General features: G+C 71.1%; 18 protein-coding genes. 12 read left to right on the top strand and 6 right to left on the bottom strand.

Translation table 11 applies throughout. The annotated features are described in order from the left end of the window. The first annotated feature begins 175 nt into the window (after window positions 1-175). The 7 genes from pstS to ACGFIW_RS14680 all read left to right on the top strand — a co-directional run bounded on the left by pstS (window position 176) and on the right by ACGFIW_RS14680 (window position 7,774). Complete coding sequence (pstS, locus tag ACGFIW_RS14710) at window positions 176-1,276, top strand: phosphate ABC transporter substrate-binding protein PstS (RefSeq protein ID WP_393314794.1); 1,101 nt, start codon at window positions 176-178, stop codon at window positions 1,274-1,276. 39 nt (window positions 1,277-1,315) lie between these two features. Further along, window positions 1,316-2,407 carry a phosphate ABC transporter permease subunit PstC gene (gene pstC / locus ACGFIW_RS14705; RefSeq protein ID WP_393314791.1) on the top strand — a complete coding sequence of 364 codons (1,092 nt, stop codon included), beginning with the start codon at window positions 1,316-1,318 and terminating at the stop codon, window positions 2,405-2,407. Further along, window positions 2,404-3,492: a phosphate ABC transporter permease PstA gene (gene pstA / locus ACGFIW_RS14700; RefSeq protein WP_357068211.1), complete on the top strand. Its 1,089-nt coding sequence runs from the start codon at window positions 2,404-2,406 to the stop codon at window positions 3,490-3,492. Before pstC ends, pstA begins: the two co-directional genes overlap by 4 nt. Before the next feature lie 17 nt (window positions 3,493-3,509). Further along, complete coding sequence (gene pstB / locus ACGFIW_RS14695) at window positions 3,510-4,286, top strand: phosphate ABC transporter ATP-binding protein PstB (RefSeq protein ID WP_357068446.1); 777 nt, start codon at window positions 3,510-3,512, stop codon at window positions 4,284-4,286. A 103-nt stretch (window positions 4,287-4,389) separates the two neighbouring features. Continuing rightward, window positions 4,390-5,493, top strand: coding sequence for a sensor histidine kinase (locus ACGFIW_RS14690; RefSeq protein WP_393314788.1), 1,104 nt, complete (start codon window positions 4,390-4,392; stop codon window positions 5,491-5,493). Beyond that, window positions 5,490-6,170: a response regulator gene (locus tag ACGFIW_RS14685; protein ID WP_393314785.1), complete on the top strand. Its 681-nt coding sequence runs from the start codon at window positions 5,490-5,492 to the stop codon at window positions 6,168-6,170. The genes ACGFIW_RS14690 and ACGFIW_RS14685 overlap by 4 nt, the downstream gene beginning before the upstream one ends. Window positions 6,171-6,244: 74 nt before the next feature. Then, window positions 6,245-7,774, top strand: coding sequence for a tannase/feruloyl esterase family alpha/beta hydrolase (locus ACGFIW_RS14680; protein WP_393314783.1), 1,530 nt, complete (start codon window positions 6,245-6,247; stop codon window positions 7,772-7,774). A gap of 51 nt (window positions 7,775-7,825) precedes the next feature. Here the strand turns inward: ACGFIW_RS14680 and ACGFIW_RS14675 are convergent, their stop codons facing one another. Continuing rightward, complete coding sequence (locus tag ACGFIW_RS14675; RefSeq protein ID WP_393314780.1) at window positions 7,826-8,659, bottom strand: NUDIX hydrolase; 834 nt, start codon at window positions 8,657-8,659, stop codon at window positions 7,826-7,828. Window positions 8,660-8,803: 144 nt separating this feature from the next. Here ACGFIW_RS14675 and ACGFIW_RS14670 point away from each other — a divergent pair, with 144 nt between their 5' ends. Further along, window positions 8,804-9,772, top strand: coding sequence for a Gfo/Idh/MocA family protein (locus ACGFIW_RS14670; protein ID WP_393314777.1), 969 nt, complete (start codon window positions 8,804-8,806; stop codon window positions 9,770-9,772). A 45-nt stretch (window positions 9,773-9,817) separates the two neighbouring features. Here ACGFIW_RS14670 and ACGFIW_RS14665 read toward each other — a convergent pair whose 3' ends face one another. The 3 genes from ACGFIW_RS14665 to ACGFIW_RS14655 all read right to left on the bottom strand — a co-directional run bounded on the left by ACGFIW_RS14665 (window position 9,818) and on the right by ACGFIW_RS14655 (window position 12,526). Then, window positions 9,818-10,825, bottom strand: a complete 1,008-nt coding sequence (locus ACGFIW_RS14665) for an anion permease (protein ID WP_393314774.1) — start codon at window positions 10,823-10,825, stop codon at window positions 9,818-9,820. 4 nt (window positions 10,826-10,829) lie between these two features. After that, a complete protein-coding gene (locus tag ACGFIW_RS14660; protein WP_110563272.1) occupies window positions 10,830-11,456 on the bottom strand; it encodes a DUF47 domain-containing protein in 627 nt (208 codons plus the stop codon). Between the two features lie 128 nt (window positions 11,457-11,584). Beyond that, the gene (locus ACGFIW_RS14655; RefSeq protein WP_393314771.1) at window positions 11,585-12,526 is read right to left on the bottom strand and encodes a PPK2 family polyphosphate kinase; all 942 of its coding nucleotides are present in this window, start codon (window positions 12,524-12,526) and stop codon (window positions 11,585-11,587) included. Between ACGFIW_RS14655 and ACGFIW_RS14650 the strand changes: the two genes are divergently transcribed. Next, the gene (locus ACGFIW_RS14650; RefSeq protein ID WP_393314767.1) at window positions 12,509-12,769 is read left to right on the top strand and encodes a hypothetical protein; all 261 of its coding nucleotides are present in this window, start codon (window positions 12,509-12,511) and stop codon (window positions 12,767-12,769) included. The two genes, ACGFIW_RS14655 and ACGFIW_RS14650, sit on opposite strands and share 18 nt — an antisense overlap. Before the next feature lie 19 nt (window positions 12,770-12,788). On the opposite strand, the gene ACGFIW_RS14645 is transcribed toward ACGFIW_RS14650, so the two are convergent. Next, window positions 12,789-13,295, bottom strand: coding sequence for a DUF402 domain-containing protein (locus ACGFIW_RS14645; RefSeq protein ID WP_393314764.1), 507 nt, complete (start codon window positions 13,293-13,295; stop codon window positions 12,789-12,791). Between the two features lie 101 nt (window positions 13,296-13,396). Here ACGFIW_RS14645 and ACGFIW_RS14640 point away from each other — a divergent pair, with 101 nt between their 5' ends. After that, window positions 13,397-15,601: an ATP-dependent DNA helicase gene (locus ACGFIW_RS14640; RefSeq protein WP_393314761.1), complete on the top strand. Its 2,205-nt coding sequence runs from the start codon at window positions 13,397-13,399 to the stop codon at window positions 15,599-15,601. Between the two features lie 13 nt (window positions 15,602-15,614). Here the strand turns inward: ACGFIW_RS14640 and ACGFIW_RS14635 are convergent, their stop codons facing one another. After that, complete coding sequence (locus tag ACGFIW_RS14635; protein WP_393314758.1) at window positions 15,615-16,979, bottom strand: AI-2E family transporter; 1,365 nt, start codon at window positions 16,977-16,979, stop codon at window positions 15,615-15,617. Between the two features lie 94 nt (window positions 16,980-17,073). On the opposite strand from ACGFIW_RS14635, the gene ACGFIW_RS14630 reads away from it, so the two are divergent. Continuing rightward, window positions 17,074-17,412, top strand: a complete 339-nt coding sequence (locus ACGFIW_RS14630) for a GroES family chaperonin (protein WP_393314755.1) — start codon at window positions 17,074-17,076, stop codon at window positions 17,410-17,412. Between the two features lie 93 nt (window positions 17,413-17,505). Further along, the gene (locus ACGFIW_RS14625) at window positions 17,506-17,673 is read left to right on the top strand and encodes a hypothetical protein (RefSeq protein WP_393314752.1); all 168 of its coding nucleotides are present in this window, start codon (window positions 17,506-17,508) and stop codon (window positions 17,671-17,673) included. Window position 17,674 lies beyond the last annotated feature (1 nt).

Below are 17,674 nucleotides of genomic sequence, written 5' to 3'. Positions count from 1 at the left end.
GACAACTCACCCTCAGCAAGCGGTCATCTTGAGGGCCGTACGTGTTCACCCTGCGTTCACTTGCGACCGGCGAACCGGCTACCTGGCACTTCTAACTTTCGTGTCAGCCGGTCAGTGCCGGTCCTCGGGCCCCGGCATCGGGGTGCCAAGTCAGACGCGAAGGGAAACCCCTCAGGTGAAGCTCCAGCGGTACGGCACTCTTGCCTGCCTCGCTCTTACTGCGACGCTCGGTCTCAGTGCTTGCGGCTCGGACAACAACGAGCCCAGCACCAGCGCTTCGGGCTCGGCCGCCGCGGCCGACTGCGCCACCGGCACGGTGAACGCCCAGGGTTCGTCGGCACAGAAGAACGCCATGGACGAGTGGATCAAGGCGTACCAGCAGAAGTGCCAGGGCGTCACGATCAACTACGAGCCCTCCGGCTCCGGCGCCGGCATCACGGCGTTCATCAACGGCACCGCAGACTTCGCCGGCTCCGACTCCGCGCTCAAGCCGGAGGAGCAGCCGAAGGCCGACGCCAAGTGCGCCGGTGGCGCCGCGATCAACCTGCCGATGGTGATCGGCCCGGTGGCCATCGCCTACAACCTCAACGGCGTGGACAACCTCCAGGTCAAGCCGGCCACCCTGGCGAAGATCTTCGCCGGCAAGGTGACCAAGTGGGACGACCCGGCGATCAAGGCCGACAACCCGGACGCCAAGCTGCCGTCGACCGCCATCCAGGCGGTGCACCGCTCGGACGAGTCGGGCACCACCGACAACTTCACCAAGTTCCTCTCCAAGACCGCCGAGGCGGACTGGACCCTTGGCAACGCGAAGGCCTGGAAGGCCCCGGGTGGCGTGGGCGCCGCCAAGTCGGACGGCGTTGCCAGCAAGATCAAGGGCACTGACGGCACCATCGGCTACGTCGAGTGGTCGTACGCCGAGAACGCCAGCCTGAAGATGGCCAAGGTCGGCAACGGCGCGGGCGAGTTCGCCGCGCTGACCGCCGAGTCGGCCGGCAAGACGATCGCCGGGGCCAAGATCGAGGGCCAGGGCGACGACCTCAAGATGTCGATCGACTACAACACCAAGGAGGCCGGGGCGTACCCGATCGTCCTGGCGACGTACGAGGTCGTCTGCAGCAAGGGCCTCGCAGCCGACAAGCTGAAGCTGGTCAAGGGCCTGCTCGGCCACGCCGCCAGCGCCGAGGGCCAGACCTCTCTCACCGAGCTGGGCTACGCCCCGCTGCCGGAGACGGTCCGCACCAAGGTCGAGACCGCGGTCAAGAACCTCTCCTGACCCGAACCCACCACCTCCGCAACCGAATCGAGCGAGCAGATGGGTGAAACCCCTCACCGCTCGGCCGACGCCGGCACCGGCGGGACGCGCGTGACCCAGAGTCACGAGTGGCCCGCCGGTGCCTCGGCGCGTGTGGCCGAGGCACCAGTCAGCACCCGTTCCCCTGACGGTTCCGGCCTGGGCGGCGGTGGCGCGCTGCCCCGGGCCCGCGCCTTCGGCGCCGAGCGGGCCTTCCACGGCCTCACCCTGGCCGCCGGCACGACGGTCCTGGTCATCATCGTCGCCATCGCGGTCTTCCTGATCGCCAAGGCGATTCCGGCGCTGCGGGCCAACTCCGCCAGCTTCTGGACCTACGAGGGCTGGTTCCCGAACGACGATCCGCCCACGTTCGGCATCGGCGCGCTCGCCTTCGGTACGGTGCTCACGGCCGCACTGGCGCTGCTCATGGCGGTGCCGGTGGCGATGGGCATCGCGCTCTACCTGTCCCACTACGCGCCCCGGCGGCTCGGCAACGCACTCGGCTTCCTGATCGACCTGCTGGCCGCCGTGCCGAGCGTGGTGTTCGGCCTCTGGGGGCGGGACTACCTCATCGGCCCGGTCACCGATCTCTCCGGCTGGCTGAACACGTACTTCGGCTGGATCCCGATCTTCGGCGGCGACGGCCCGTACGGAAACTCGATCCTGCTCGGCTCCCTGGTGTTGGCGATCATGGTGCTGCCGATCATCACCTCGCTGACCCGTGAGGTGTTCCGGCAGACCCCGACCGCGAACGAGGAGGCCGCTCTCGCGCTGGGCGCCACCCGGTGGGAGATGCTGCGCACCGCGGTCCTGCCGTACGGGCGGCCCGGCATCATCGCCGCGGTGATGCTCGGCCTCGGCCGGGCGCTCGGCGAGACCATCGCGCTGGCACTGACCCTCGGCGCGACCTACAGCATCTCGTTCAACGTGCTGGAGTCCGGCGGCAACACGATCGCCGCCAACATCGCGAACCGCTTCGCCGAGGCGAACGACACCGGTCGCGGGGCTCTGATCGCGTCCGGTCTGGTGCTGTTCGCGATCACGCTGGTCGTCAACATCATCGCGCGGGCGATCATCTACCGGCGCCGGGAGTTCACGGAGTCCGCCGCATGAGCGCCACGATCACCTCACACCGCACCCGGCCGCCGGTCCAGCCGGACACGCTACGGGCCCGGCGGCTGCCCGCGTACGCCGCACCGGCCATCGCGGTGGCCGCGCTGGTCCTCGCCGCCGCGATCGTCTACGGAGCGAGCATCGGCGGGCCCGTCCTCGTCATCGTGCTGGGCGCGGTGCTGTACCTGGTCGGTCTCTTCGCGGCGTCCAACGCCGTCGAGGGGCGACGAGCGGCCCGCAACCGCACCTGGAGCGCGCTGATCCACTCCGCGTTCGTGCTGGCCGTGGTGCCGCTGGTCTCGGTGGTCTGGACGCTGCTCAGCAAGGGTGTGCAGCGGCTGGATGCCGACTTCTTCCTCACCTCGATGAACAACATCGGCGCCCGCGACCCGAACGGCGGCGCCTACCACGCCATCATCGGCACTCTGGAACAGGTCGGCATCGCCGTCCTGATCACCGTGCCGCTCGGGCTGCTCTGCGCCATCTACATCGTCGAGTACGGCCGGGGCAAGTTCGCCTTCGCGATCCGGTTCTTCGTCGACGTGATGACAGGTATCCCGTCGATCGTCAGCGGCCTGTTCGTGCTGGCGTTCTGGGTGCTGATCGTCTCGCCGTGGTTCAACGACGGCCGGCCGAGCTTCTCCGGCTTCGCCGCCGCGCTGGCCCTCGCGGTACTGATGCTGCCGACCATCGTCCGCTCCACCGAGGAGATGCTGCGCCTCGTTCCGGCACCGCTGCGCGAGGGTGCCTACGCCCTGGGCGTGCCCAAGTGGAAGACCATCCTGCGGGTGGTGCTTCCCACCGCGCTCCCGGGCATCGTCACCGGCGTCATGCTCGCCATCGCCCGCGCGGCTGGCGAGACCGCCCCGGTGCTGCTGATCGCCGGCGGTGGCGCCGCGATCAACTTCAACCCGTTCGAGAACAACCAGTCGTCTCTCTCGCTCTACGTCTACCAGCAGGCCGGCAACGCGTCGAAGTACGCACCGGACCGCGCGTGGACCGCGGCACTCACCCTGGTCGCCCTCGTGCTCATCCTGACGATCGCGGCGAAGTTGCTGGCCCGTCGCAACAGGCTCAGCCGATGAACCCCGGAGGTACCACCATGGCCAAGCGCGTCTCCGCCTCGAACGTCACCGCGTACTACGGCGGGTTCAAGGCGATCGAGAACATCAACCTGACCGTCGAGCCGAAGACCGTCACCGCCCTGATCGGGCCGTCCGGTTGCGGCAAGTCGACGTTCCTGCGGTCGATCAACCGGATGCACGAGGTGCTGCCGGGTGCCCGGGTCGAGGGCAGCCTGACCATCGACGACCAGGACATCTACCACCGGGAGGTGGACGTCACCGCGGTTCGGCGCACGATCGGCATGGTCTTCCAGCGGCCCAACCCCTTCCCCACCATGAGCATCTTCGAGAACGTGGTGGCGGGGCTGAAGCTCAACGGCGTCCGCAAGAAGTCGATCCTGGAGGACGCGGCCGAGAAGGCGCTGCGCTCGGCGAACCTGTGGGACGAGGTCAAGGACCGGCTGGGCAAGCCCGGCGCTGGTCTCTCCGGCGGTCAGCAGCAGCGGCTCTGCATCGCCCGGACCATCGCGGTCGAGCCGCAGGTCGTCCTGATGGACGAGCCCTGCTCGGCCCTGGACCCGATCTCCACGCTGGCGATCGAGGACCTGATGTTCCAGCTCAAGGACAAGTTCACGATCATCATCGTGACGCACAACATGCAGCAGGCCGCGCGGGTGTCGGACCGGACCGCCTTCTTCTCGATCGAGAAGACCGGCGACCCGGGCCGGCTTATCGAGTACGACAACACCCAGAAGATCTTCAGCAACCCGAGCGTGAAGAAGACCGAGGACTACATCACCGGCCGCTTCGGCTGAGCCGCTGGTCTCGGCCGCGACGCGGGCGGTCCGTCTCCGGACGGACCGCTTCGTCGTTCCCGCGGCCGATGACCGCCGATCGTGTGCTGCCTACGATCAGCGGGTGCGTACATCCGGCGGACTCCTGCGCGGATGCCGGCCCGAACTGCGAGTCGCCGTCGGCCTGTTCGTCGTGCTCGCGACACTGATCGTGGTCACGCCGAACGGCCCGCAACACCCCATCGGGTACGCCGCCGCCCTCGTGCTGGCGGCGGTGCAGGCCAGCACCATCGCGGTGCTGCGTCGCCACCCGGAGGCCGCGATGGCGGCGGCCGTCCTCGCCGGGGTCGGCATCGAGTCGCTCAGTCCGGACATCGGTTGGCTCGGTCAGGTCGCCGCCGTGTTGGCCGGGTACGCGCGGAGGCGATCGCCGTCGCGGTCGCTGTGGGTGCTCGGCCTGCTGCTGGCCGGTACGCCGTGGAAGCTGGCGCACGGCGACTGGCGCAACGTGCTGCTCGCGGTCGCCGGCCCGGCGCTCGGTTGGGCCCTCGGTGAGCTGGGCCGGACCCGCGCGCTGCGCCGGCAGGACTCCGAGCGCCGCATCGTCGCCCTGGAGCGCGAACGGATCGCCCGTGAGTTGCACGACGTGCTGGCCCACACGGTGTCGGTGATCGTGGTGCAGGCCGGTGCCGCGCAGGACGTCTTCGACCGTCGGCCGGACCTGGCCCGCGCGGCGCTCACCTCGATCGACTTGGCGGCCCGGTCCACCCTTTCCGAACTGCGGATGTTGTTGCAGACGATGAGCGCCGACACCGGGCCCGACCCGGCCACCCCGCAGCCCGGTCTTGCGCAACTGGACACCCTCGCGGCGTCGCTGCGGGCCACCGGGCTGACCGTCGAGCTGGATCGGAAGCCGGCCGTGTCGACGTTGCCGGCGGCGGTGGACCTCTCTTCGTACCGGATCGTGCAGGAGTCGCTGACCAACACCCTGCGGCACAGCCAGGCCACCCTGGCCCGGGTGACGGTGCGGTGCTCGCCCCGGTCGGTGCGGTTGGAGATCCGCGACGACGGGCCGGCCCGTCCGGTCGGCCGGGTCGACCGTTCCGCCCACCGCGGCATCGTGGGGATGCAGGAACGGGCCCGGCTGCTGGGCGGGACGCTGGACGCCGGGCCGGTGCCGGGCGGCGGCTTTCGGGTACGGGCGGACCTGCCGCTCACCTCGGCATGACGACGGCCGCCATCCGGGTGTTGATCGCCGACGACCAGGCCCTCGTCCGAGCCGGCTTCGCGATGATCATCGAGAGCCGCGCGGATCTCGAGGTGGTCGGCGAGGCGGGCGACGGTCTGGAGGCCGTCGCGCTCGCGGAGCGCCTGCGACCGGACGTGATCCTGATGGACGTACGGATGCCCCGGCTGGACGGCATCGAGGCGACCCGTCGGCTGGCCGCCTCCGGCCAGGCGGCGCGGATCATCATGCTGACCACGTTCGACCTGGACGAGCCGGTGTTCGCGGCGTTGCGGGCCGGCGCCAGCGGCTTCCTGCTCAAGGACATCCGCCCCGACGAACTGACCACGGCGGTACGGGTGGTGGCGCGCGGTGAGGCTCTGCTCGCGCCGACCGTCACCCGGCGACTGCTCGACCGGTTCGCCAGCGAACTGCCCGGCGGCACTCCCCCGCCGGCCCTCGACGCGCTCAGCGCCCGGGAGATCGAGGTGCTCACGCTTGTCGCGCGGGCACTCTCCAACGACGAGATCGCGGAGCGCATGGTCCTCAGCCGGGCCACCGTGAAGACCCACCTGTCGGCGATCCTGCTCAAGCTCGGCCTGCGCGACCGGGTGCAGGCGGCGGTGCTCGCCTACGAGTGCGGCCTGGTCCGACCCGGCACCGCTCCACCTCGGGGATGACCGGGAGTCCCGTCCCGGGACCGATCCGGCAGACCCGCCGGCCTGCCTAACCCCCCTCCAAAGAGGAGGGAAACATGATCCGTTCAGTGCTGGCACTGCTGACCGTCGTACCCCTGATCGTCACGCCCGCGGTCACCACCGGCCCGCCCGCCGACCGATGCGCGGGGCTGGCCGGGGCGCGCATCCCGCAGGTGTCGGTGTTCTCGGCGAAGCGCGACACGAACGCCGAGGGTCAGGAGTTCTGCGTCGTGCAGGGGGTCATCCGGCCGCAGACGCGGTTCACCGTCAAACTCCCCGTCTCCGGATGGACGGGGCAGTACGTGCAGCAGGGCTGTAGCGGGCTGTGTGGCGAGGTGCCCGACCTGACCCTGCCGCTCTTCGGGTTCCAGTGCGCGGCTGCCCGGGACGGTCGGCTCGTGCTGGCCGCCGACGACGCCGGGCACACCGGCGACCCGCAGACCAGCGAGCCGGCGACCTGGGGTGCCGACCCGCGGGCCCGACTGGAGTTCGGGCTGCTGTCCGAGCATCGGCTGCGGAGGGTCGCGGACGCGGTGATGGTCGCGTACTACGGGCACGGCCCGACGTACCGCTACTTCGACGGCTGCTCGACCGGCGGGCGGCAGGGGTTGATGCTGGCGCAGCGGTTTCCGGCCGACTTCGACGGCATCCTGGCCGGCGCGCCGGTGCACAACCTGGCGCCACTCGCGCTGCTGAACGCCTGGGTGGCCCTGCGGAACACGGACGCGTCAGGCCGACAGATCCTCGGCCCGGAGAAGATTCCCGCGCTGCACGAGGCGGTTGTGCGGAGGTGCGGCGCGGTCATCGACGATCCGCGGCGGTGCGGGTTCCAGCCGTCGTCGCTGCGCTGTCCCCGTGGCACGGACCGGCCGGACTGCCTCACGGCGGCCCAGGTGGCGGCCGTGGTGGCGTTCTACCGAGGGCCTGACGGCCTGTACGAGGGGGGCATGCCGTACGGATCGGAGCTGGGCTGGATCGACCAGTTCGTGGTGCGCTCGGGCTCCCCGTCGGACGGCAACGCCGGGAGGATCGCCCTCAACTACCTGAAATACCTCGCGTACCCGCAGAACCCGCCGACCGATTTCCAGCTGACCGACGTGCGGTTCACCCGGGCCACGTTCGACCGGCTGAACGTGCTGGGCGACGCCATCTACAACGCCACCGACCCGGACCTGTCCGAGTTCCGCGCACAGGGCGGCAAGCTGATCCTCTACCACGGTTGGGCGGACCCTTCCGTCCCCCCGTTCACCACCGTCGACTACTACGCGGCAGTGCAGCGGCGCGGCGGCAGCGAGGCGTTCACGCGGCTGTACATGGTGCCCGCGGGCTACCACTGCCTGTTCGGGCCGGAGCCGAGCCCGCACCCGTCGGAGGTCGGCATCCCCGAACTCCTCCAGCCGCTGATGGACTGGGTCGAGCGTGATGTCGCGCCGGGCGACATCGACGTCCTCACCTTCGCACCCAACGAGGAGCCGGACCAGCAGTTCGTCCGCTTCCTCACGGTGGCGCCATTCGACGCGCTGGCACCGGCGCACGCCGCCCCGGGCAGCCTCAACGCCGGTTACCGGTACGTCGGGCACTACTGAGGGACCGCCGGTCCGCCGCGCCTCGGGGATACGGCGGACCGCCGGCCGGGGTCAGCCGAGCACGAAGCGGGGTTCGCCGTCCGGGGGCAGGTCCAGGCGCGGGGTGATCGGGGTGGCGGCGTCCCGGTCGGCCGCCGCCCGGGCCACGCCGGCCAGGTCGCCTGCCGCCGCCACCTGCGCCAGCGTGACAAGCGTCGGCGGCAGCATGGTCAACTCTCCGGCCTCGGCCCGGGCCAACGCGTCCGCCGGACGGATCCAGAGCGTGTGGTCGGCCTCGCCGGAGACGTCGCGGGTCCGCTGCCCCGCCGGCAGCAGGGCCACGAAGAAGTACGTGTCGAAGCGACGCGGCTCGAACTCCGGGGTGATCCACCGGCTCCACGGCAGCAACAGGTCCGATCGCAGCGTGAGCTGGCGGTCGGCCAGCAGCTCGGCGAAGCCCAGCTCACGCCCCTCCAACCGCTGCCGGGCCGTCTCCCAGTCGTCCCCGCTGACGTCGCCCACCACTGTCGCCGGGTCCGGGCCGGCGAGCAGCACGCCGGCCTCCTCGAAGACCTCCCGGGCGGCGGCGCAGACCACCGCCTGTGCGGCGTCCGGCGTCACCCCGAGCCGACCCGCCCACTCGGTCGGTGGCGGGCCCGCCCAGTCCAGGTGTGCCGCGGAGTCGGAACGGTCCACCCCGCCGCCGGGAAAGGCGTACATCCCGCCGAAGGTCATGGCGGCGACCCGCCGGATGACGTACACCTCGAAGTCGGCGTCGGTCGGACGCAGCAGCAGCACGGTGGCCGCGACCCGCGGCGTGGCCGGGGTGCCGCCCTCGGCCCGGAACCGGCGGGCGTGCTCGACCAGGGCGGCCGGGGCGGCGAAGCCGTCGCTGTCGATCGTCATGCCGCGAGCCTAGTTCCCACCGGCGCGACTGCCGGACGTGGTGATCGGCCCGACGTCCTGGATGCCGCGACATCGGGAATCCGGTGTTGATCATGCGGGCGGGCGGCAGCGGGTGGTTCACCCGGCTCGACTAGCGTTCCGCGCATGACTCGTTGGGGCATCCTGGCCACCGGCCACATCGCCAGCCGTTTCGCCGAAGACCTCCGGCTGGTGCCGGACGCCGAACTGGTCGCGGTCGGTTCCCGCGCCGCCGACAGCGCGCGCCGCTTCGCCGACACGTACGGCGCGAAGCGCGCGTACGGCTCCTGGGTGGAGTTGGCCGCCGACCCGGAGGTCGACGCGATCTACGTGGCGACTCCGCACTCCGCGCACTACGAGGCGGCGATGACCTGCCTGACCGCCGGACGCGCGGTGCTGCTGGAGAAGCCGTTCACCCTCGACCTGGCCACCAGCACCGAGTTGGTGGACACCGCCCGCGCCGCCGGGGTCTTCCTGATGGAGGCCATGTGGATGCGGACCAACCCGCTCATCCTCCGGGTGGTCGAGTTGATCGCGCAGGGGGCGATCGGCACGGTGACCGGTGTCCGGGCCGATTTCGGGGTGGCCGGGCCGTTCCCGCCGGAACACCGGATGCGCAACGCGGCGCTGGGTGGGGGTGCACTGCTCGACCTGGGGATCTACCCGATCAGCCTGGCCCACCTGCTGCTCGGCGTGCCGCAGCACATCCGGTCCTGGGCGCAGCTCGGGCCGGAGGGGACGGACGAGAACACCGGCATGCTGTTCGGCTACGACAGCGGAGCGCTGGCAACGCTGAGCGCCGGCATGGTCGGGTTGAGCGGGCAGACCGCCTCGATCACGGGCACCACCGGGCGGATCGACCTGCCGGAGCCGTTCTTCCGGCCAGGTTCGGTGCTCCTGCACCGGGCCGGCGCGGAGCCGGAGACGATCGTCGCCGACGGGGCCGGCAACGGCTACCAGTACGAGGCGATCGAGGTGCAGCGCTGCCTGGCGGCCGGGCTGACCGAGAGCCCACTCGTGCCGCACGCGACCACGCTTGAGGTGATGGCGCTGCTGGACACGGTGCGGGAACAGATCGGCGTGCGGTACGCGTGAAAGGAAAGGGCCCCTCCGCGCGGAAGGGCCCTTTCTTCGCGACGGTCAGCCGAAGAGCGGCCGGACCAGCAGGTAGGTGACGCAGGCGATCAGTGCGGCGGCCGGGAACGTGATGATCCAGGCGAGCACGATGTTGCCGGCGACGTTCCAGCGGACCGCGGAGAGCCGCTTCGTCGCACCCACACCCATGATCGCCGAGGTGATCGTGTGCGTGGTCGAGATCGGGGCCTTCAGCACCAGTGCGTTGAAGTAGAGCACCGCGCTGGCGACCGTCTCGGCGGCGAAGCCCTCCGGCGGCCCCAGGTCAATGATCTTGCGACCGAGGGTGCGGATGATCCGCCAGCCGCCGGCGTACGTGCCGAGGGCCAGCATCGTCGCCGAGGTCCAGAACACCCACCCGGGGATGTGCGTCTTGCTCTCCTGGAAACCACCGGTGTAGAGCGCCAGCACCACGATGCCCATGGTCTTGGCGGCGTCCTGCATGCCGTGGCCGACCGACATGGCGGCGGCGGACACGGTCTGCGCGTGGCGGAAACCCCGGTTGAGCTTGCCGGGCTGCCCCTTGCGGAACAGCCAGAGGATCGCCAGCATCAGCAGGTAGCCGAGGGTCAGGCCGACGATCGGCGAGAGCACCATCGGCAGCAGCACCTTCTCGCCGATGTTGCCCCACTGCACGATGCCGCCGGTGGACAGCAGCGTCGCGCCGACCAGGCCGCCGAAGAGCGCGTGCGAGGACGACGAGGGCAGGCCGAAGTACCAGGTGATCAGGTTCCAGGCGATGGCACCCAACACCCCGGCGAAGACCACACCGAGGCTGCTCACCCCCGTGGGCAGAGTGACCAGGCCGTCGCCGACGGTCTTCGCGACACCGGCGCCGAAGTGGGCGCCGATGAAGTTGCCGACCGCGGCGAGGCCGAGGGCGATCCGGGGTGTCAGGGCGCGGGTGGAGACGCTTGTCGCGATCGCGTTGGCGGCGTCGTGGAAGCCGTTGGTGTAGTCGAACGCCAGGGCCACCGCGATCACCGCCAGGACGGCGATGAGTTCGGTAGACACCGGCTCAGGACTCCTTGACGGCGATGGTCTCGACGGTGTTGGCCACGTGCTCGAAGGCGTCGCAGGCGGCCTCCAACTCGTCGGCGACCTCCTTCATCTTCAGCACCGTCAACGCGTCGTACTCGCCGGAGAAGAGGCGGACGAGCAACTGCCTGTTGATCCGGTCGCCCTCGTTCTCCAGGCGGTTGCACTCGATCCAGTAGTCCTCAAGATCCTTCATCGACTGCAGCCGGGGCATCGCGTCGGCGGTCAGCTTGGCCTGCTGGTCGAGCACGTTGACCATCTCGTGCAGCTCGCGGGGCAGTGCCGGCAGCTCGGTCAGCCCGTACAGGTAGAGCAGGTCGCCCACCGCTTCCAGGTGGTCCATCACATCGTCCAGCAGCGAGCCGAGCCGATAGATGTCCTCCCTGTCGAACGGCGTGATGAACGTCGAGTTGATCTTCTTGTACAGGTCGTGGGTGATCTGGTCGCTGTCGTGCTCGACCTCGGTCAGCCGCTCGCTGACCGACTGCACGTCCACGCCGGGCAGGGCCAGCTCGTTGAGCAGCGCGGTGCCCCGGACCAGGTTCTGCGCGGCCCTGGTGAAGAGCTCGTAGAAGGCGCCCTCGGTGGGGCGGAAGGAAAACTTCACAGCACAGACCTCGTCGCGTCGGTGGAAGGTGGCGGCACCCGTCGGGCACCCCGCTCGGTGAATGCTAGGAAACGACAGAACCGCGAATTCGCCGGCCCACCCCTGGCCAGGCGTCATTCACCGGTCGTTCATCTGCTGTTCATCTCGGCAGTCCCACCCGCACCCACTCCCCCAGCGACCAACCGCTCCCGCTCGTGCTCGACGTCGAAATCGGCAGCCGGATACCCCAGGTCGAGGGTGTCGAACGTCTCACGCAGCAGATGGGCCACCGCCCAGTCCCGATACCACTTGCGGTCCGCCGGCACCACGAACCAGGGCGCGACGTCCGTGCCACACCGGCTGAGGGCCTCGGCGTACGCGGCCTGGTAGTCGTCCCAGTGCGACCGGGAGTCGACGTCGGAGGGGTTGTACTTCCAGTGCTTGTGCGGGTCGGTGAGGCGTTCCAGCAGGCGCTTGCCCTGCTCGGCGTACGAGATGTGCAGCATCACCTTGATCAGGGTCACCCGATCGTCGGTCAACTCCCGCTCGAACGCGTTGATCTCGTCGTAGCGGGCCCGCCAGGTCGCCTCGGGCACCAGCGAACCGACCCGGGCGATCAACACGTCCTCGTAGTGCGAGCGGTTGAACATCCCCACGTACCCCGGCGGCGGCAACTCCCGCCGGATCCGCCACAGGAAGTCGTGCCGCAACTCCTGGCGGGTCGGCGGCCCGAACGAGCGGATGTGCAGGCCCAGCGGGTTCATCGCGCCGGCCACCCGCTTGATCGTGCCGTCCTTGCCACCGCAGTCCATCGCCTGGAGCACCAGCAGCACCCGGCGGGGCGGCCGGTCCGACCCGGTCTTGGCCATCGCGAAGAGCATCTCCTGCTGTCGGCCCAGCTCCCCGCCGACCAACTCCACCTGCTCCCGCGCCCAGGCCTTACGGTGCTCGCCGCGCCCCGCCGCGCCCGGCACGCCCGGCGTCGAGCGCGGGTCGATGGCGCTCAGATCCACAGGTGCGCCGACCCGCAGCAGCTCCCGTACCGAGCCGCCGTCCGGTGCCACGATCTGCCCTTGCTGTGGTGCGCTCATCCACGGATCATCGCCCACCCGCGGGCGATCCGCCCGCCGAGGCCCACCTCACCCACCACCGGTCGGCACGGCCCGCGCACCGGCCGGCTGCGCTACGCCGGGGCGCTCGCCGACCCGGCCGCCCGCGCCGAGATCCGCGAGGACCAGGACCGGATCACCGCCATCTACAACCAGATCAACCCGGAGAAGCTGGCCGACCTGCCCCCGCTCGGCGACGACGACCGCTGGCCGCCGCGCTGGTGAGCCGGCCGCGCGTGTGGCGTCAGACCACCAGGGCCAACCACTTGCGGTACGAGGTGGCGAACGGCTCGGTGCCGTCGCCGAGCGCCCCGAAGAGCCGCTGCGCCGCCGCCTCGGCCTCGGCGACCACGTCGTCCGGGTAGCCGAACCGCGCCCGGTGCTCGGCGAACTCGTCCTCGTCGAGCAGCTCCACCAGGCCGGTGGCGCGACGGCGGACGACGTCCAGGTCCAGGTCGATCAGGTGGACGGTGTCACCGGACTCCCAGCGGGCCGGGGTGGTGATGTCGCAGTAGACCTCGCTGGTGCGCGGCGGCGGGTTGAACATCGCCGTCCACCAGGCGCGGTGTGGCACCAGCAGGATGAACGGAATCTTCTCCACCGACGGCCGGCCGTGGTAGACCGACTCGGTGCCCTGGGGGACGCCGAGCCAGATGCCGAGGTCGTCCTCGGTGAGCCGGCGGGCCGGGTAGTCGCGGTGGGCGCTGCCGTCGTACTTGCGGTAGATCACGCGGACCATGTCGCTCGGCATGATTCGCACCCTAACCGATACTGGCCACGCGTCGTAGCGCGGCCGTAACCGGACGACGTGACCACGACGACCTGCCCGGCCGGCAGCGCGCCACGCGGCGGATGGGCGCGCCCGCTGTCGGCGGCGACGGGTACCGTCGCACGGTGACTCCGCCCCGCACCGCCACCGGTTCCGCCACCCCATCGGCCCGTGCGAAGGGCCGGCGCCGGGGTGCCCGGCCCAGCGGCACGGAGCTGCTGGCGGCGGCGGTCGGCGCGGTGCCCGGCGGGTCGGAACGCCCCGGCCAGTTGCAGATGACCACGGCGATCGAGGAGTGCGTGGCCGACCGGGAGCACCTGCTCGTGCAGGCGGGCACCGGCACCGGCAAGTCGTTGGCCTACCTCGCGCCGGCGCTCACCGTGGACGGCCCGGTGGTGGTCTCCACGGCCACCCTGGCGTTGCAGTCCCAGCTCGTCGACCACGACCTGCCCCGACTGGCCGACGCGGTCGAGCCGCTGCTCGGCCGGCGGCCCACCTTCGCGGTGCTCAAGGGCCGCCACCACTATCTCTGCCTCGCCCGACTGGACAACTCCACCGAGGAGGAGCCGGAGGACACGCTCTTCGACGCCCCGGCGGCCCGCCCCGGCGGCGGGACGAAGTGGCTCGGTGAGGCGGGCCGGTTGGGCAAGCAGGTCGAGCGGCTGCGCGAATGGGCCGAGAAGACCGCCACCGGCGACCGGGACGAACTGGACCCGGGCGTCGACGACCAGGCCTGGCGGCTGGTGTCGATGCCGGCCCGGGAGTGCGTCGGGGCGACCCGCTGCCCGTTCGGGCAGGAGTGCTTCGCCGAGGCGTCGCGGGCCCGCGCCCGGGAGGCCGACATCGTGGTGACCAACCACAGCCTGCTCGCCGTCGACATGCTCGCCGACCGGCACATCGTGCCGCCGCACAAGCTGCTCATCGTCGACGAGGCGCACGAGCTGGCCGACCGGGTCTCCTCCGCCGCGCAGGCGGAGCTGGTGCCGGAGCTGATCGACCGGACCACCCGCCGGGCCCGTACGCTGCTGCGGCCGGAGACCGCCGAGGCGCTCACCGCGGCCGGTGACGCTCTCGCGGTCGGGCTGGCCGAGGTGCCGGCGGGGCGGCTCACCGCCGGGCTGCCGACGCCGTTGCGGGAGGCGTGCACCCTGCTCGACGCGGCGACCCGCTCCGCGCTGGACGCGATCGGCGACATCAAGGCCGATGATCCCGACCCGGTCCGCAAGCAGCAGGCCAAGGCCGCACTGGACGAGCTGTCCACCACCGCGCAGCGGCTACTGGAGGAGGCCGACCACGACGTGGCCTGGGTGGAGAAGAACGACAGCGGCAGCCGCCGGGCACTTGTGGTCGCGCCGCTGTCGGTCGCGGGCACCCTCGCCACCCACCTGTACGACGAACGCACCGTCGTCGCCACCTCGGCGACTCTGGCGTTGGGCGGCCGGTTCGACACGGTGGCCCGCGCCCTCGGGCTGGACGCGCCGCCGCCCGCCCCGCCGTCTCCCGCCGCGGCCACGCTGGCCGCCCGCACCGGTCCGGGTCGCCCGGCCGCCGAGGCGCCAGGCCGTCGGCTTGCCGGCGAGGCCGTCCCGAGTGCCGTCGTCCCGGCGACCGAGGGCCCCGGTTGGCGGTCACTCGACGTCGGGTCGCCGTTCGACTACGCCCGCCAGGGCATCCTCTACGTCGCCGCGCACCTGCCCAGGCCCAGTGTCTCCGGGCTGCCCGACGCCGCCGGGGAGGAGCTGCTGGCGCTTGTCGAGGCACTCGGTGGTCGTACTCTGGGGCTCTTCTCGTCTCGGCGGGCCGCGCAGCAGGCGGCGGAGCTGTTGCGCGCGCGGACCGACCTGCCGGTGTTGTTGCAGGGTGAGGAGGCGCTGCCGCTGCTGGTCCGGCGCTTCCGGGAGGATCGCGCCAGTTGCCTGTTCGGGGTGATGTCGCTCTGGCAGGGGGTGGACGTGCCGGGTGACGCCTGTCAGCTCGTCGTCATCGACCGGCTGCCCTTCCCGCGACCGGACGAGCCGTTGGCGGCGGCCCGCGCGGCAGCCGTGGACGCGGGCGGCGGTTCCGGCTTCTCCGCCGTGAGCGTGCCGATCGCGGCCGTGCGGCTGGCGCAGGGTGTGGGCCGGCTGATCCGGGCGACCGGCGACCGGGGGGTGGTCGCGGTGCTCGACTCCCGGCTGGAGACGGCCCGTGGCTACGGGCCGTTCCTGCGCCGCTCGCTGCCGCCTTTCTGGTACACGACCCGCCCCGAGGTGGCCCGCGGCGCCCTGGAACGCCTCGCCAAGTCCTGAGACCGCCGTGTGGTCAGGGGGCCTGGGAGGCGACGACCACCGCGTCGGGTGGGGTGTCCGGGACCCGGCGGGCGGCGAGCCGGCGGACCGCGGTGTTCAACACGGCGATGAGCGGCACGGAGACGAGCGCACCGGTGATGCCGGCGAGTACGACACCTGCGGCGATCCCGATGATCACCGCCAGCGGGTGCAGGGCGACCGCTCGTCCCATGATCAGCGGTTGGAGCACGTGCCCCTCCACCTGCTGCACCCCGATCACCACGCCCAGGATGATCAACGCGGTGACCGGGCCGCTGTCGACGAGCGCCACCAGCACCGCCACGCCACCGGAGAGCGCCGCGCCGACGATCGGGATGAACGCGCCGAGGAAGACGAGCGCGGCGAGCGGGAAGGCGAACGGGATGTCGAAGATGACCAGGAAGATGCCGATGCCGACCGCGTCGATGAAGGCCACCAGGACTGTCGCGCGGACGTAGGCGACAAGCGTCTGCCAGGAGGCGCGGCCCGCGTCGTCGACCTTCCACCGGGCGGCCACCGGCAACAACCGGACCAGGAAGCGCCAGATCCGGTTGCCGTCGCGCAGGAAGAAGAACGTCGCGAAGAGCACCAGGAGCGTGCCGGTCAGCACCTCGGCCAGCGTCGCGGCGGTGCTCAGGGCACCGCTGGTGAACCGTGAGGTGTTGTTGTTGATCCAGTCCTGCGCCTCGTTGATGTAACGGTCGAGTTGGGTGTCGGAGAGATGCAGCGGGCCGGTCTTCAGCCAGTTCTGGATCTGCCGGACGCCCTCCGAGGACTTCTCGCTCAGCTCCGGCACGCCGCGGATGAACTCGTTGACCACGAGCGTCAACGTGCCGATCACCGCGGCGAGACCACCGACAAGCACCACCGCCGTCGCCAACGACCGGGGCAGTCGGGCCCGCAGCAGCCAGCCCACCGCCGGCGCGAGCAGCGCGGAGAGCAGCAACGCGATGGCCAGCGGAATGATCACGATCTTGACGGTGCTGACGACCCTGACCAGCGCCCAGGCGACCACACCGATCACGATCAGCCGCCAGCACCAGGCGGCGGCGATCCGCAGCCCGTGTGGGACGTCCGCGTCGTCGCGGCTGGAGGTCGAGCTGTGCACGTCCACCGGAGGTTCCGCGCCGACGACGGTGGCCGTCGGTGGGGCGACCGGCCCCGGCGCGGCTGGCGACGCCACCCGCGCCGCCTCCGACGTGTCGCTCACCGCGTCAGCCGGCACGCCCTCCTCGGCCCGCGCCGACTCCTGCCGTGACTGGTAGGCGCGGCGGAGCCGCCCGCGTACCCGCTCGAAGCGGCTCAAGCGCACCTCCTGGCAACGAAACCGGTCCGCCCACGGCGACAGGTCGGACAGCATACGTCCGTTCCCGGCACGGTAGGGCAGTTCCGCCACAGAATGCCCCGCCGACCACCGGCGTAACCACCGCTGGCGACACGGTAGCGTCTGCGGCGTGACCGCCGACAATGATCTCGACGCCGGCCTGCCGATCCGTCTGCTGCACGACCGCGTGCTGGTGCGGACGGAGGGCAGCGAGGGCGAGCGCCGCTCCACCGCCGGCATCGTCATCCCGGCGACCGCCGCGGTGGGCAAGCGCCTCGCCTGGGCCACGGCAGTCGGGGTGGGGCCGAACGTTCGCGCCATCGTCTCCGGTGACCGGGTGCTCTTCGACCCGGACGACCGCTCCGAGGTCGAACTGCACGGCCGCGGGTACGTGCTGCTGCGGGAGCGCGACGTGCACGCCGTGGCCGCCGAGCGGATCGAGAACGACTCCACCGGCCTCTACCTCTGACACACCTCCCCCGGCCAGCCGGCCGCGCCGCGCATCGTTTGCCCGGCCGCACGACGGGAAGCCATCCGGCGACCGTGGCCCTGGGGAGGGACGATGCCAGTATTCGTCAAGAAGCTGCTGACCTGGGGCAGTGTCGCGTTCCTGATCTACTTCGTGGCCTTCCGGCCGGACGGTGCCGCGCAGATGTTCAGGGCCATCGGGGGCGCGCTGATCGCGATGTTCCAGGGCTTCGGTGACTTCCTCACCTCCCTGATGACCTGAG

Source organism: Micromonospora sp. NPDC048935, from assembly GCF_043197875.1.
In the GTDB taxonomy this organism is placed as follows: domain Bacteria; phylum Actinomycetota; class Actinomycetes; order Mycobacteriales; family Micromonosporaceae; genus Micromonospora.
This window is presented reverse-complemented; position numbering and strand designations above follow the sequence as displayed.